This window comes from Sulfurimonas sp. HSL3-7 (assembly GCF_039645985.1).
GTDB classification, from domain to species: domain Bacteria; phylum Campylobacterota; class Campylobacteria; order Campylobacterales; family Sulfurimonadaceae; genus Sulfonitrofixus; species Sulfonitrofixus jiaomeiensis.
In genome coordinates this window covers 2,300,942-2,315,534 of record NZ_CP147919.1, presented here as the reverse complement: position 1 = coordinate 2,315,534, position 14,593 = coordinate 2,300,942, and the positions used below count along the sequence as shown (strand labels likewise).

General features: G+C 46.8%; 16 protein-coding genes and 1 tRNA gene. 15 read left to right on the top strand and 2 right to left on the bottom strand.

The window, feature by feature from the left end; all coding sequences use genetic code 11:
- The first annotated feature begins 77 nt into the window (after positions 1-77).
- From ffh to WCY20_RS11385, 11 genes are all read left to right on the top strand, one after another.
- Positions 78-1,421, top strand: a complete 1,344-nt coding sequence (gene ffh / locus WCY20_RS11435; RefSeq protein ID WP_345975254.1) for a signal recognition particle protein — start codon at positions 78-80, stop codon at positions 1,419-1,421.
- A gap of 156 nt (positions 1,422-1,577) precedes the next feature.
- A complete protein-coding gene (gene rpsP, locus WCY20_RS11430; RefSeq protein ID WP_345975253.1) occupies positions 1,578-1,808 on the top strand; it encodes a 30S ribosomal protein S16 in 231 nt (76 codons plus the stop codon).
- A gap of 2 nt (positions 1,809-1,810) precedes the next feature.
- The gene (locus WCY20_RS11425) at positions 1,811-2,050 is read left to right on the top strand and encodes a KH domain-containing protein (protein ID WP_345975251.1); all 240 of its coding nucleotides are present in this window, start codon (positions 1,811-1,813) and stop codon (positions 2,048-2,050) included.
- Positions 2,031-2,573, top strand: a complete 543-nt coding sequence (rimM, locus tag WCY20_RS11420) for a ribosome maturation factor RimM (RefSeq protein ID WP_345975249.1) — start codon at positions 2,031-2,033, stop codon at positions 2,571-2,573. Before WCY20_RS11425 ends, rimM begins: the two co-directional genes overlap by 20 nt.
- Before the next feature lie 9 nt (positions 2,574-2,582).
- On the top strand, positions 2,583-3,284 hold the full coding sequence (gene trmD, locus WCY20_RS11415) for a tRNA (guanosine(37)-N1)-methyltransferase TrmD (RefSeq protein ID WP_345975248.1): 702 nt from the start codon (positions 2,583-2,585) through the stop codon (positions 3,282-3,284).
- On the top strand, positions 3,274-3,630 hold the full coding sequence (gene rplS, locus WCY20_RS11410) for a 50S ribosomal protein L19 (RefSeq protein ID WP_345975247.1): 357 nt from the start codon (positions 3,274-3,276) through the stop codon (positions 3,628-3,630). The genes trmD and rplS overlap by 11 nt, the downstream gene beginning before the upstream one ends.
- Positions 3,631-3,793: 163 nt before the next feature.
- The gene (locus WCY20_RS11405; protein WP_345975246.1) at positions 3,794-4,900 is read left to right on the top strand and encodes a M20 family metallopeptidase; all 1,107 of its coding nucleotides are present in this window, start codon (positions 3,794-3,796) and stop codon (positions 4,898-4,900) included.
- A 2-nt stretch (positions 4,901-4,902) separates the two neighbouring features.
- Positions 4,903-5,826 carry an ATP-grasp domain-containing protein gene (locus WCY20_RS11400; protein WP_345975244.1) on the top strand — a complete coding sequence of 308 codons (924 nt, stop codon included), beginning with the start codon at positions 4,903-4,905 and terminating at the stop codon, positions 5,824-5,826.
- 9 nt (positions 5,827-5,835) lie between these two features.
- Positions 5,836-7,173, top strand: coding sequence for a hypothetical protein (locus WCY20_RS11395; protein WP_345975243.1), 1,338 nt, complete (start codon positions 5,836-5,838; stop codon positions 7,171-7,173).
- A 74-nt stretch (positions 7,174-7,247) separates the two neighbouring features.
- Complete coding sequence (locus tag WCY20_RS11390; RefSeq protein WP_345975242.1) at positions 7,248-9,839, top strand: M14 family metallopeptidase; 2,592 nt, start codon at positions 7,248-7,250, stop codon at positions 9,837-9,839.
- Positions 9,839-10,168 carry a hypothetical protein gene (locus tag WCY20_RS11385; RefSeq protein ID WP_345975240.1) on the top strand — a complete coding sequence of 110 codons (330 nt, stop codon included), beginning with the start codon at positions 9,839-9,841 and terminating at the stop codon, positions 10,166-10,168. The genes WCY20_RS11390 and WCY20_RS11385 overlap by 1 nt, the downstream gene beginning before the upstream one ends.
- A gap of 72 nt (positions 10,169-10,240) precedes the next feature.
- Here WCY20_RS11385 and smpB read toward each other — a convergent pair whose 3' ends face one another.
- Together smpB and miaA are read right to left on the bottom strand one after the other, a co-directional pair.
- Positions 10,241-10,693, bottom strand: coding sequence for an SsrA-binding protein SmpB (gene smpB, locus WCY20_RS11380; RefSeq protein ID WP_345975238.1), 453 nt, complete (start codon positions 10,691-10,693; stop codon positions 10,241-10,243).
- A 104-nt stretch (positions 10,694-10,797) separates the two neighbouring features.
- Complete coding sequence (gene miaA, locus WCY20_RS11375; RefSeq protein WP_345975236.1) at positions 10,798-11,688, bottom strand: tRNA (adenosine(37)-N6)-dimethylallyltransferase MiaA; 891 nt, start codon at positions 11,686-11,688, stop codon at positions 10,798-10,800.
- A 118-nt stretch (positions 11,689-11,806) separates the two neighbouring features.
- Between miaA and mqnP the strand changes: the two genes are divergently transcribed.
- The 4 genes from mqnP to WCY20_RS11355 all read left to right on the top strand — a co-directional run bounded on the left by mqnP (position 11,807) and on the right by WCY20_RS11355 (position 14,407).
- Positions 11,807-12,667: a menaquinone biosynthesis prenyltransferase MqnP gene (gene mqnP / locus WCY20_RS11370; protein ID WP_345975235.1), complete on the top strand. Its 861-nt coding sequence runs from the start codon at positions 11,807-11,809 to the stop codon at positions 12,665-12,667.
- A gap of 83 nt (positions 12,668-12,750) precedes the next feature.
- Positions 12,751-12,827: transfer RNA gene (locus WCY20_RS11365), tRNA-Arg, on the top strand.
- Between the two features lie 294 nt (positions 12,828-13,121).
- Positions 13,122-13,547, top strand: a complete 426-nt coding sequence (locus WCY20_RS11360) for a PGPGW domain-containing protein (RefSeq protein WP_345975233.1) — start codon at positions 13,122-13,124, stop codon at positions 13,545-13,547.
- 275 nt (positions 13,548-13,822) lie between these two features.
- The gene (locus WCY20_RS11355) at positions 13,823-14,407 is read left to right on the top strand and encodes a hypothetical protein (protein WP_345975231.1); all 585 of its coding nucleotides are present in this window, start codon (positions 13,823-13,825) and stop codon (positions 14,405-14,407) included.
- Positions 14,408-14,593 lie beyond the last annotated feature (186 nt).

Below are 14,593 nucleotides of genomic sequence, written 5' to 3'. Positions count from 1 at the left end.
GTTTTGGATATAATCCGCTACTTTTTCTAGCAGCATTCTTAATGTTGAACTGAATAATAAAAAAAAGGAGAGATCGCGTGTTTGAAACATTGACCGATTCGTTTACATCAGCTATTAAGAAAATCCGTTTTCATGATGATGAAAAGGCACTTAAAAAAGCCCTTGACGAGCTTAAAAAGTCACTGTTGAAAGCCGACGTACACCACAGTGTCGTACGTTCTCTCATCGCTGAGGTCGAACATAAGACCAAAATGGCCGGAATCGGAAAAGACCAGTTCCTTTCTGCAATGCAAGAGAGCCTTAATGCTATTTTGGATGTCAAGGGTAACCGCGGTTTTGTCTTCGCGCCAAACCCGCCGACTGTCATCCTGATGACAGGTCTGCAGGGTTCCGGTAAGACAACAACGACCGGGAAGCTTGCCACCTATCTTAAAGAGCAGAAAAAGAAAAAAGTACTGATTATCGCGGCCGACCTTCAGCGTCTGGCTGCCGTAGAGCAGCTACGTCAGATTACGCAAAAAATCGAGGTCGATCTTTTTGAAGATGAGCAGGGTGAACCGGTCTCTGTCGTTAAAGCCGGTCTTGAAAAAGCGCGTGCCAGTCTCTATGATGTCGTGTTGATCGATACTGCGGGTCGTCTTGCTATCGACGAGGCGTTGATGGGTGAGCTTAAGGCGGTCAGAGATGTGGCCAACCCTGCAGAGATCTTCTATGTCGCCGACTCGATGACAGGTCAGGATGCCGTACGTACTGCGACAAGCTTTAAAGAGCAGATCGGTATTGACGGGGTTATTCTGAGCAAGTATGACGGTGACTCGAAAGGCGGTGTTGCTCTGGGGATCGCTTCACAGGTCGAGGTGCCGCTGCGTTTTATCGGTAGCGGTGAGAAAATGGAAGACCTTGAGGTCTTCCTGCCTGAGCGTATCGTCAACCGTCTTATGGGCTTCGGTGATATCGAAGGACTGGCGGAAAGAACAGCCAACGTCATTGATGAGAAGAAAGCCAAAGAGCTCTCCAAAAAGATCAAAAAAGGGAAGTTCAATTTCAACGACTTTTTGGAGCAGATGGAGTCGATGAAAAAGATGGGTTCGATGAAGTCGATCATGGGGATGATACCGGGTATGGGTGATGTCTCCAAAGCGTTAAAAGACTTTGATATGGAGAACTCGAAAGAGATCCGCCAGATCAAAGCGATGGTCTCCTCTATGACCCCGAAAGAACGTGAAGACCCTGACCTTCTCAACAACAGCCGTAAAATGCGTATCGCTGCGGGTTGCGGTATGAGCCAGATGGAGGTCAACCGTGTTTTGAAACAGTTTAAAAATGCGGCGAAGATGGCGAAACGTTTTTCCGGTAAAAAAGGGATGCAGGACCTTCAGGCCATGATGGGGCAGATGAAAGGCGGCGGATTCCCGCGTTAAACGTTGAAGAACGCAGATCGTGTCTTCTTCGGAAGCCACTCTTTTGCGTTTAACGGCAAGACTGATGATATGTAGGGTATCATCAGTCTTGCCGTTGGGCAAAATTAAACATATACAGCATGTTGAAATAGGACATGCGCAGAGAAGGACAAAATTATGGCAACAGTTATCAGACTGACTCGTATGGGTCGTAAGAAACAGCCGTTTTACCGTATCGCGGTAACAGATTCACGTAAACGTCGTGACGGTGGATGGATCGAACTTATCGGTCACTACAACCCGATGAACGATGAAAAGACACTTGTGGTAGACAATGAGCGTCTTGACTACTGGTTAAGCGTCGGCGCCAAGATGAGCGATCGCGTTAAAAAGATTACTGGTAAGTAGTCATGGTTACTGATTTCGTCGCACAATTCGCCAGGATGATCGCCAACTACCCTGAGGATATTCAGGTTGAGGCACATGAAGGTGATGACATGATTGAAATCATTTTACATGCAAACCAGGCTGATGTAGGTAAACTCATCGGCAAAGAGGGCAAGATGATTGGTGCGATCAAAACGCTTATCTCCGGCTGCAAAGCCAAAGACGGTAAGGGTTACCGGATCAATGTCGAAGCCATTGACTAAAGATCTTCTTCATATTGCTACGCTGGGCCGGACTGTCGGTCTGCACGGTGATATGAAGTTTCATGACAAAAGTGATTTTCCCGAACAATTTGTGGCCGGGGCAACCTTCTACACAAAAGATGGGAAAACACTGACTATCCATAGCATCAATGAAGATCGGGGCCTGATTCGTATAGAGGGTTTCGAAAGCATGGAAAGTGCCAAGAAACTGACCAATACCAAACTTTACACGACAATGCAAGCAACACGTGAGCAGTGTGAACTTGAAGAAGGTCAGCACTTCTGGTTCGATATCGTAGGCTGTGAAGTCTATGAAGCGGACCGACGTCTTGGTGTCGTGAAAGAGATCGAGCGCATAGGGATAACCGATTACTTGAGCATCAAAACAGACGATGCTCTTGTTGATGCGGGTGAGAGTAAAAATTTTCTGGTCCCGTACCATGAACCGTTTATTCTCAAGACAGATATCGAGGCCAAACGCATTGACGTGTCGGGTGCTGTCGATATTTTGTCTGCCTCATAGGGAATTGCTTTGCGTTTTACCTATGTCACACTCTTTCAAAACCTGATAGAGGGGTATTTTCAGGATTCAATACTCAAAAGAGCGATGGATAAAGCGCTTTTTGACGTTGATTTTGTCAACCCGCGTGACTATACAGCCAACAAACACCTGAAAGTCGATGATACGGCAACAGGTGGCGGGGCCGGTATGGTGATGACACCCCAGCCGCTTTTTGATGCGCTTAAGGCACTGAAAGAAGAGGGTGATGTGCATATCATCTTTACCACTCCCGTGGGCAAACCGTTTAGACAAAACGATGCTAAACGGCTGGCTAAAAAAAGTCGTATCGCCTTTGTAAGTGGTCGTTATGAAGGGATAGATGAACGTGTTATCGAGACATTTGCGGATGAGCTCTTTAGCATCGGTGATTATGTTTTGACAGGCGGTGAGTTGCCGTCACTTGTGATGAGCGACGCGATCGCCCGCAATATTGAGGGTGTCCTTGGCAATATCGAATCTCTCGATACAGAGAGCTTCGAAACGCCACTTTTGGAAGCACCATCATTTTCAAAACCAGCTTTATATGAAGGAAGTGCGGTTCCATCAGAATATATAAAGGGAAATCACAGTAAAATTGCCGCACTGAAATTTGCCATGTCTGAAGCTAAAACCAAGTTCTTCAGGCCTGAGCAGCTATTAAAGCACAAAAAAAGGACATCTTATGAGAAATAAGTACATCGAAAATTTCGAAAATGCGCAAGTAGCTTCGAAAAATATTCCTGACTTCCGTGCTGGTGATACTGTACGTCTTGCTGTTACTATTAAAGAAGGTGAGAAAACTCGTATTCAAAACTACGAGGGTGTATGTATTGCTAAACGTGGTCAAGGGACTGGTCAAACGATCACAGTACGTAAAATCGGTGCCAACGCAGTCGGTATCGAGCGTATCTTCCCAATCTACTCTGACTCTATCAACGAGATCACAGTAATTCGCCGCGGTCGTGTACGTCGTGCGAAACTTTTCTACCTTCGCGATCTTGCTGGTAAAAAAGCACGTATCAAAGAATTACGCAAGTAATTTATCATTAACTGCCTTCGGGCAGTTAACTTTCTCCCCGTTTATTTTTTAATCACTCTTTTCTCCCTTTCTTTTATCCCAACTTAGTATAATTGTCCATATTTACTGTTATTGATTTGTAATAAGTTTCTAATACAGTTTCTATTTTCAAAGAAGGAAAACTGTGGACTATCTGGCCGATCTTAAAAAAGTTATTGAAATCAACTCTTTTACCAAGAATAAAAGCGGTGTCGATAAGGTCGGCACTGTTTTTGATGCGTGGCTCAGTGAACTTGGTTTTGAAATTAAACAGTATCAGCGGGAACTTATCGGCGAACATCGTCTTTATCGTTCGCCTTATAAAGGGGGCAAAAGACTTCTATTGCTCGGGCATCTCGATACCGTTTTCCCCGAGGGTAAGTTCGAGGGCTTCAGCGAGGATGCCGAATGGGTCTACGGTCCGGGCGTCTGTGATATGAAGGGCGGTAATATCGTTGCCCTCGAGGCATTGCGTCAGCTCAGAGAAGAGGGGATGGCGATCACCAATGTCGATGTTCTTTTTGTGAGCGACGAGGAGACCGGCAGCGATGATTCCAAACTCCTTACGGCGCAGTTGGCCCCGGAATATGATTATTGTCTGGTCTATGAGGCAGCCGGTCCAAACGGCGAAGTGGTAACGGGACGCAAGGGTGTCGGTACCTTCTTTATCGATATAACAGGTGTGGCCAAACACGCGGGCAATTTTTATGCCGATGGGGTTGACGCCAATCTCGAAGCCGCCTGTAAACTGCAGCGGCTTGTTGCATTGACGGACTTGAAGAAAGGAACGACAGTCAATGTTGGCAAGATAGAAGGGGGAATCGGTGCGAATACTATCTCGCCTCATGCACATCTCACGTTTGAATTGCGCTACAAGACAACAGATGAGCGTGACCGTGTGTTAAAGGCCATCGATGAGATAGCCAAGACTTCGTATATAGAAGGTACAAAAAACGTACTGAGTGGCGGCATACAGCGTGACGTGATGATGAGCTCGAAAAGTTCATTCGATTTTGTTGATGATCTTGAGCGGATAACGGGTCATAAACTGCCGACAGAAGAGCGTGGCGGGGTCAGTGACGCCAATATCGTCAGTTCCTGCGGCGTTATTACGCTTGATGGACTGGGCCCCTTCGGTGACGGCGACCATACGGTGCATGAACGTGCCAACAAGCAGAGTTTTGTAGAACGTATTGCGCTTTCAAAACAGTTGATAGGCTATTTTATTGAAAACCTGGGGTTTAAGGAGTAGGGATGTTAGTTTCTGATAGTTTGGAATGCGATCGCAAGGTCGGTATATGGATGTATCAAAACAGCGGCGGACCGGAGATCGAGCAGAAGTTAATCTTAAAACTGTTGGAGCGCGGTATCAATTCGGTTACAGGACTAGATCTGCGTTTTGCCGAAGGCTCCAAAGAGGGAATCCACTGCAAAGGTCTTGATATGACGGCACTTGACGCTTTCTTTTCCTACAATGCCGGTGAGCAGACCGTTGCACAGGTCTATATGTACCAGGTGCTCAGCGAGTTTATTCCGACACTCAACAATTTTAGGTCTTTTGCTATCGCCGAAGACAAGTTCCAATCAAACATGATGCTAGCAAAGGCCGGTGTCCGGACGCCTGATTTCTACCTCTGCCATAAAGAGGATATGAACGGGATGGTTGACCAATATGACGAATGGGGAAAAATGGTCTATAAGCCGATCGACGGCTGGGGCGGTAACGGTATGGCCCTGATCGAAAACCGCGTAACACTCGATACGCTGCTTCCGTTTATCAATAAAAGCGATGCCCGTAATGTTTATGTGGAACGTTTCATCAAAAATGACTATTCAGATTTTCGGGTTGATATTGTTGACGGTGAGTTTGTCGCTTGCTACGGACGTAAGGCGGGCGGTCGAGACTGGCGAACAAATATCACATCCGGCGGCAGTGTCATCTTGCGTGAGGCCAATGATGAGATTGTCGAACTGGCAAAACGTGCAACGAAGGCGATCGGCTTGGAAATTGCCGGTGTGGATATCCTGTACGATGAAGAAAAAGAGGAATATGTGGTCCTTGAGGTCAACGGGATTCCTGCTTTCGCAACACCGGAACAAGAGGCAATGGGGCTCGATTTTAACGATAAAAAGATCGATCTGATCGTCAATATGATCGATCGAATCACAAAAAAATAAGGATGATTAATGGGAAATAAAAAATTACCGAAACTCGGTTTGCTCTATATGGATTATGTACTGCGCTTTTTTGACAAAAGCAACTTTAAAGGGTGGCCGGATAAGATAGAGATAGTGACCTACCACTGGAAAAATGATAAAACGCGCTTTATCAATGAGGTCCGTCGTAAAAACATCGATGTTTTGGTCGGTAATATCCCGGCGACAGCCTATGAGACATTCAGAGAGATCGCAAAAGCATTGCCGCATGTCCGTTTTATCCCGTCGTTAGAGACGCAGTTTCCGAACAAATCAAAAGAGAACGTGACACTCTTTTGTGAGAAATATGATATTCAGGCACCGAAAACAGGGATCTTCTATGATAAAGATGAGGGGTACGACTATCTTAAAAAGGCAAAATACCCGCAGATCATCAAACGTTCGTATGGCCCCTCAAACTACGGGGGGTATTTTGTACACAAAGCAGACTCTTATGCTGAGGCGAAAGCACTTTTAGATGAGAAAAAATACAACCCGATCTACACGCAAGATGCGATCCCTCTAAAATACAGCGGGGACATCCGCGTTATGCTGATCGGGCATAAACCGGTTTGTGCTTTCTGGCGTTTTTCGGGAGAGGGGCAGTGGATTACGAACACCTCTCAGGGCGGGTCAATGAGTTACGAAAACGTACCGATGAACGCACTTGAATTAGCGGTTAAAGCTTCCAAAGCGGCTAAAGCGGAATATTGGGCATGTGATATTGCTATTGATGAAAATACCGATGAACCGTATATTTTAGAGTGTGCAACAGCATTTGCAGCCTTTCCTTACATCCGTGACTGGATCTGTCAATACATCATGTGGGACCTAAGCGGGGGAACATTCAGAATGCCGCATGTACCGCTTTTCTCATGGGAAGAGTTGGGCAAAATGGACTCGTCCGTGCTGCGTACCCTGCGTCACCTCTATTTCGCCAAGTATGAACCGTCTGCTGACGGGGCGTACTGGTTGGCCGACAAAGGCAATTTTGACATGGAACGTACTGATGAGTCGGTTGAGAGTGATATCCCGGACTCAATTGCGCCACTGAAAGAGGAGAAACTGCCAACGGTCGTTAAGGAGGCTTTCGAAAAAAGTGAAGAGAGCACATCGACAGTGCAGGGTGACGGAAAAGTTGAATTCAAAGACGTAACATTGACCGAACTGATGTCGCTCTACTCCATGGAAGAGGAGACGGCGTTGGAGATCAAAAAACTGATCGACGATGAAAAGGTCAGCAACTTTGAAGAGCTTGAAGAGTATGATTACATCACGAAAGAGCAGTCCAGTATCTGGTCAAAACTGTTCGCCAAATTACCTTTTTAGAGGTACCCTTTATTGAGAGATGGCATCAAGTTGCTATTTCTCTCATCTCTCACTTATATCATCTAAGGAACGTCGTGCGCCAACAGTATATCTCTTATCAGGAATGTGTCGATTTTTTTCTTTCTGCCCAAGCGTCTCATCCCGATCTTTTTAAAGTAACCACCATAGGCAAGACCTGGGAAGAGCGTGATATGATCGCTGTGACTATCTCGAAAGGGATGGAAGATGCCGACAGTAAGCCGGCCCTCTTTTATACCGGGAGTATTCACGCGCGTGAGTGGATCGGTATAGAGTTGGCTGTGAAGTATGCCCACCACTTATTGGAGCATATCGAGTTTGATCCGCAGCTGAACCAGTTGCTGGAACGCGCCACTTTCTACGTGGTGCCGTGTGCGAACCCGGACGGATTTGAGTACTCACGCAACCACTTCTCATTTTGGCGCAAGAACCGTCGCCACAATGCGGACGGGACGTTCGGAGTAGACCTTAACCGCAATTTCTCTATCGGTTACGCGCCAAGCAAAAACACTTCGTCAAATGTCTATTCCGGACCCCAGCCTTTTTCAGAACCTGAGACAGCCGCACTCAGAGATTTTGTGCTGGCGCATCCGAACATTACGATCGCACTTGATTACCACTCTCAGGGGAATGTCTTTTTCCCGGCACATAACTTCATTCACGAAGATGCCATTGATGCGACGGATCTGAACACGCTCTCTGCCAATATGGCCGAAGAGATCAGAAAAGTATCGGGGCGTGAATACGGCGTGCATATGGGTAAACCGCCGACCCATCTCATCTCAGGCAGCGGGCGCGAGTTTTATTATTCGCAGGGAGCCCTGGCGCTGACGGTCGAAGTGGGTTCACGCAATATCTCCGATTATCAGGAGAACATGCTCGAGCACATCAATGAGAACATCGCAGCTCTGACCTATGCGCTTTCGGAAGTGCCCAATTATGACAAGACGAAAAGTCTGCCCAGAGTCGGTAATTTTATCGCCACATCGGTCGGCAGCAGGGACGTGGAACTCAGTTGGGATTACCCGGAAGATGAGAAGGTCTATTTTGAGATCTACCGTTCCAAAAAACTAAAAGGGTACACTCAGTCATCAAACCGCGTCGGTACGACCCTCTCGCACAGTTTTGTGGACAGACAGCTTGAATCAGCGACGAACTACCACTACTTTATCCGTGCCGTTTGCAAAGTCCGTCATATCAAGTCGGCATTCGCCCCGGTTCTGGGTGTCCGTACCGATCCAGAAACAACGATGTTTTCGAAGATACTCTATCCGCTCAGAAGCGAGATCGGTTATGTGGGGGAGAAGACAACGAAAAACAAAGAGCATTTCGGCGAGAACTCACTGTTCGTCGGTATTTCGGAATACAAGGGTGAGTGTTACGGTATAAGCAGCTTCTCGCTGGAGAGCGTACCTGAAAACGCACTGATCAAAAGTGCGCAGATCTCGTATTATCCGATGAACCGTGTTTCCGTACATGTCGAGAAATTCGGCGAATGGCGTGTGGGACTGGTCGATGAACGTACCATTGATAATCTGGCCAGTTTTGATGAGGTCAAAAATGCCAAAGTCCTGGGCTATATCGGCATGGCGACCAAATCATCCCAGCTTTCACAAGGGGTCTGGCGGACCTATCGTTTCAATAAGCAGGAACGAAACGTATTGCAGGATGCGCTTAAACGGCGCAAGGCGGTCTTTCGTATGGAGGGACCGACAAAACTGCCGATAGACAGAGCTTCGCAGATGATGCAGTGGGATATCGGTTACGGACCGCACAGCGGCGGTTTGACATTTCGTCCTAAACTTGAGGTTACCTATACCCTCCAGGAAGCGAAGTTGGAACTCTACTCGCAACAGGAATATACGATCACGGAACAGGAGGTCAAAGAGTCCAGCCTTGTGGCGGGATTCGATCAAAACGGCAGCCGTATATACGGCTGCATCGAGTTTGATATGACACAGATACTGGATATGCAAAATACGATCGTCTCCGATGCCTATCTTGAACTTGATGCAAGGCAGATCAATGCCAATGCAAGTATCCGCTATCACATCGAGATGGTTAAGATGGGCGATGGGGAGAAGAGCTTTAAAAAGATGAGAGAACGCGAGGTGATCGAACGTGTCGGTTATGAAGTCAGCGTGGCCGATCTGCGTCAGGACAAGGCGCAGCGTTTTGTTTTCGACACGCTTTCCATCCAGGAGATGGTCGATACGATCCAAGCCAATGAGAAGATCCTCTTTGTGATCAAAGCCTCCTCGTCGAAGTCTTTTGCCAAATCGGAATCTGTGAACTGGCTCGATGCCAAACGGGAGTGCCGGCCGCGTCTAATTCTTGATTACATTAAAAAACGCCGTTACGGTATCGAAAAGGCGACGAATCTGAGAGCAAGTGTCGAGAACGGAATGATCCGCCTGGACTGGGATAACCCGGTTGACGAGGCGTTTAAAGGGGTGATCGTGGTCAAGAACCCGTTCCACGTCCCTTCATCAGCCTATGATGGTCAAAAACTCTACGGTGGGCCTGACAACTATACCTATGATAATTTCGGTGATCTGGATGTGGGTAAATATTATGCAGTCTTTGCTTATGATGAGGTGCCGCACATCTCAGAACCGGCCGTACTCGCCTATAACATAGAGAACTGATGCTTAACACGATTTTTACACTTTCGGCATTGGTTTTTGTTGTTGCGATGGTGGTACAGATTCTGGCGACGCAGGCGTTTTTTAATCGTTTGAATTCGGCGCACCATGATCTTTACGAACAGATGGGACGGCCGCGATGGAAAATCCAGGTAGGCGACGACTCTTTCCGTAATGCCGTCAAGTTTATCCGTTCGCGCCGTTTTGAAGAACTTAATGATGATGAACTCAAACGGATCTACAAGATGATCAAAGCATCGGACTGGACCGCAATAGCCGTCGGTATCGCTGCGGTCGGGATTACGCTGCTTCAGGCGATAAAGGGCGTTTAAGCGTTATAGGAACTTGCCCACCTTCCTGCGCTGGCCGCTTTGGCACTGAAGTTGCCGCTTCGCGGCAAATTGCTAGAACTCTTTCATCGCTCTATCAATATCGCGTTTCATATCTTTCTCTTTGAGGTCCTGGCGCTTGTCGTGGAGCTTTTTACCCTTGGCGATCCCGATCTGGACTTTGACGATGTTTTTGTCGTTGTAGTACATACTTAGCGGCACGATAGTCATGCCGTCGCGGCTGACAGCCTGTGCGAGTTTATTGATCTGTTTTTTGTGCAGCAGCAGTTTTCGCGGTCCGCGCTCTTCATGGCGGTAGTAGTGATGGGTGGTCTCGAGCAGACCGATATGGGCATTATAGAGAACCGCTTCGCCGTTGTCGATGCGGATGAAGCTGTCTTTGAGGTTGACACGTCCGGCACGGATCGCTTTGATCTCGCTCCCTTTCAGTACAATACCGGCTTCAAGCTTCTCTTCAATATGATAATCATGATACGCTTTTTTGTTTTTAGCAATGGTCTCGCCCAAAGATATTCCTTCACTTTTTGTAGCCGTATCATACAGCAAAGATACTAAACAATTTATGGGTAGCTTTAAAAAACTATGCAGCTTTTTAGGCAGGCAGACTGATTTTAAAATACTTCGGCGATCAGCTGAGGCAGGGCACTCAGGCTTGCCGAAACCGCCTCTTCAAACTGTGTCCTGTTAAACGTCTGCTGCCGTTTTGCCAGCTGCGCGGTGTGGGTGATGATGTTCTCTATCATCGCCTCTTTCGTGCACTCGCCATCGAGGTAGGCCAACACCTCTATGATGCCGATCGCCTTCATCGCATTGTGGTTACGGCCGTACTTGTGCTCCAGTATCGCCACTTCGTCGATAAGACCCGATGCCGCCATCTTGTAAGTACGTTTGACGATACGTTCGCGCAGCAGGGCGCGTTCAACGTCGATATTAAAGATATCGAGTTGTTCAATGACCGGTTTGGGAGGATGGGCGTTGAACCACGCTGTAGGGCCCATACCGCTCTCAAGGACAAGCAGGAGCATCTTCTCTATACGATAGGCGTCAGTGGCTTCTATGGCCTTCATATACTCTGGATCTCTCTCTTGCAGATAAGCATAGGCACGGGGCAGATCGAGCAGCATCCTGGCTGTATGCGCTTTGGTCGCTTCGGAGTACTCCGGAAGCTGTGACAGACCCGATGTCAGGCTTTTAAGGTAAAAACTGGTGCCACCGACGATAATAAGGTTCTTGCCGTCATGCAGGGCTTTTTGATAGGCTTTTTTGTAGAGCTGTATAAAGGTTGCTACACTGAAATGGGTATCGAGATAGATCTCGTTGATACCGAAGTGTTTTACCTTCGCCAACTCATGAGCAGATGGTTTGGCGGAGGCAATATCGATCTCTTTATAGATGCTGAGTGAGTCGATGGAGAGGATGTAGGCGTTGTGCTGCAAGGCCATCTCAATGGCAAGGTCACTTTTACCTGAAGCTGTCGGGCCGATGATCGCGATCTGTTTCATGTTGGAAGTATAACAGATGTCGAGACAAGAAAACGACAGCCTCTTTTACGGTAAAATTACGGGACTTTAAATGGATCATACATTCAAATGATCAAACAAGATGCTCAAAGGAAGAGAAGTGCAACGAATGATACAGCGGCTTAAATATTTCAACGAGTTGGTGATGTTCCAACACTCTATCTTCTCCCTGCCCTTTATCTTTATTGCGATGATCGTATCAGCCAAGGGGTGGTTCGGTTTCGGGCTGCTCTTCCTGGGCGTTCTGGCCGCGATCAGTGCGCGAAATTTTGCGATGGGGCTGAACCGTTATGCCGACAGGGCGTTTGATGCCAAGAACCCGAGAACGCAAAACCGTCCGAGCGTGGACGGGCGCCTGGATGCAGGCTCGATCATGCTCTTCACGGTTGTCAATGCACTGATCTTCATAGTTGTTGCCTACATGATCAATGACCTGGCCTTTTACCTGAGTGTTCCGATGCTTATTGTCCTGGGTTCCTACTCCTATTTTAAACGTTTCAGCTCCATGGCGCACATCGTGCTGGGTCTCTCTCTCGCACTGGCACCGATCGCCGGTTCGATCGCTGTCGAAGCGGCCGTACCGCAATGGACAATACTACTGAGCCTGGGTGTGCTATTCTGGGTGGCCGGCTTTGACCTGCTCTACTCATTGCAGGATATCGACTTTGACGTCAAGCACGGGCTGCACTCCATCCCCTCGGTCTACGGTGCCGAAACGACGATGCAGATCTCGGCGGCCTTTCATGTGATCACGATTCTTTTCTGGTCCATGTTTGTCTGGATTGCAGAACTGGGGAGCTTTGCCTGGGCAGCGGTCCTTTTGAGCGCAGTGATGCTCGGTTATGAACATTACCTGGTCCGAAAAGATTTCACCAAGATCGACCGCGCTTTTTTTACGATCAACGGGTACCTCGGTATCGTCTTCCTGGCCCTCATAATTATTGATAGGATATCCTTCTAAACGCGGTTAAATAAAAGCTGCTGAATCTTAGAATATTTTAAGAATAAAATGCTATAATTTCGGCCTCTTAATAGAGATGGTGTGCGCTCGTAGCTCAGCTGGATAGAGCACTGGTTTGCGGTACCAGCGGTCGGGCGTTCGAATCGCTCCGGGCGCACCATTTACCTCCAAGATTATTTTCCCACACAATTTATTCTTAGCAATGTTAAATAATTTTCTTAGTATTCAGCAAATATGCAATTTGTTATACCGATCTTGATTTAGCTACTGTAAGCTATTTCATAAAGTATAGAAAATAGAGTCCAAAACAGTATCTTCCAGCGGTGCTGTTGTCTCTTAATACCCTTCGCCTATTCAACTAATAAGTGTTACAATTTATAAGCCTGTATCCTAGATAAACATTGCGATTGCAGTTTTGATATGACAGAAGTTCTGATTGAAGGTGATAAGAAAGATGTTAGATAGTCTGATTCAATGGATTGCTGAACATCATGTGCTGCTGACCGGTATAGGTTTTGCTTCAACGGTGCTCTTTATCGTCACTCTTTTCTTTCTGCCTTGGCTTGTAGCACAGATCCCTTCTGACTACTTTTCCCACAAGCGGCGGGAACCGCCGCAATGGAAAGAACTGCACCCTCTCTTTCGTTATATTATCCTGATCTTAAAAAATATCATAGGCTTGATCCTTCTGATGGCAGGTTTTGCCATGCTGTTACTGCCGGGACAGGGCTGGCTGACCATTTTACTGGGGCTAATGCTGATGGATTATCCAGGCAAGTTCCAGTTGGAACGCAAGATCGTCAGTCAACCGAAGTTGTTGCGATTGATTAATTGGTTGCGCGTCAAACAGCACCAACCGCCGTTATTATTCGAATCTTAAATGGTTATCCTTCGTACAGAGACCTAGGCGATAGAGCTGCTCCTGACGTACGGTAGGTCTTCATATATATTGTGTCCAAATATTGGGCTGCGGTTCTCTTTCTCTATCCCCCTGACGCTATCTGTTTGAGATGCACCGGTATAGGTTAAATTGCTGCCTTATGGTCAGCTTGATATAGAACTTCGAGTCCAGATCCAGTAAATAAAGTTTTTTTTCTTTCTCCTTGTTGAAAGAAACTTGTTGTAAAATATTTGTATACATCAAAAGGAGTGAATATGAAACGTTGGATGAAACAAGCCGTTTTATTGGCAATCGCAGTGATTGGAGCTGCCAGTTTTTCAGGTTGCGGCACATCAAGTGTAGCAATACCGCAGAATTTGACGGGTAAGGTTTACACGCAGGTAACGATGTGGGAAGAGAAAGGGAAAATCTCGAGCGTCAACTATTCGATTGGTAGAAAGATACCGGTCAATACGGAAGTGAAGATACTTTCAATGTCATCTAAAGAAATTGTTTTTGAAGAAGCGGCTTATCCGGGTGTCAAGATCAGTTTGATCAATATTGAAAAATATTCTCAGATGGGAACAGCAGAACTTGCTGCACAAAACTTTGGCGCTGAAAAAGTAGATCTTTCAAAATTTACAAAAGATGAACAGACCTTTATCAAAAATTTTAACGGCGTTTATAAAGCCGGGATCACAAAAGAGGCGCTGCTCGTTGCCCGTGGATATCCATCAAAACATGCAACGCCAACATTACAATATGATACATGGAAATATTGGCGAAACAAATGGGTGACCAAAAATGTCGGGTTTGAGAACAATAAAGTCACAACATTTAACGGCGAGCCGCTTAAGTAGGGCCTTGTTCAATATGGTGTCGACAGTAACTATTGTATCTGTCGGTGCTTTATCTTCTTCTATTAAGCACAACTTCCGTGTACTCGCAACGACAGTGGCGCTGCAATATAAGATCCTGAAATCGCAGCAAAGAAAACTTTAGTGCACCGACGCTTTTTTGGACGCTTATCAGTGCTTTTTTTGCCG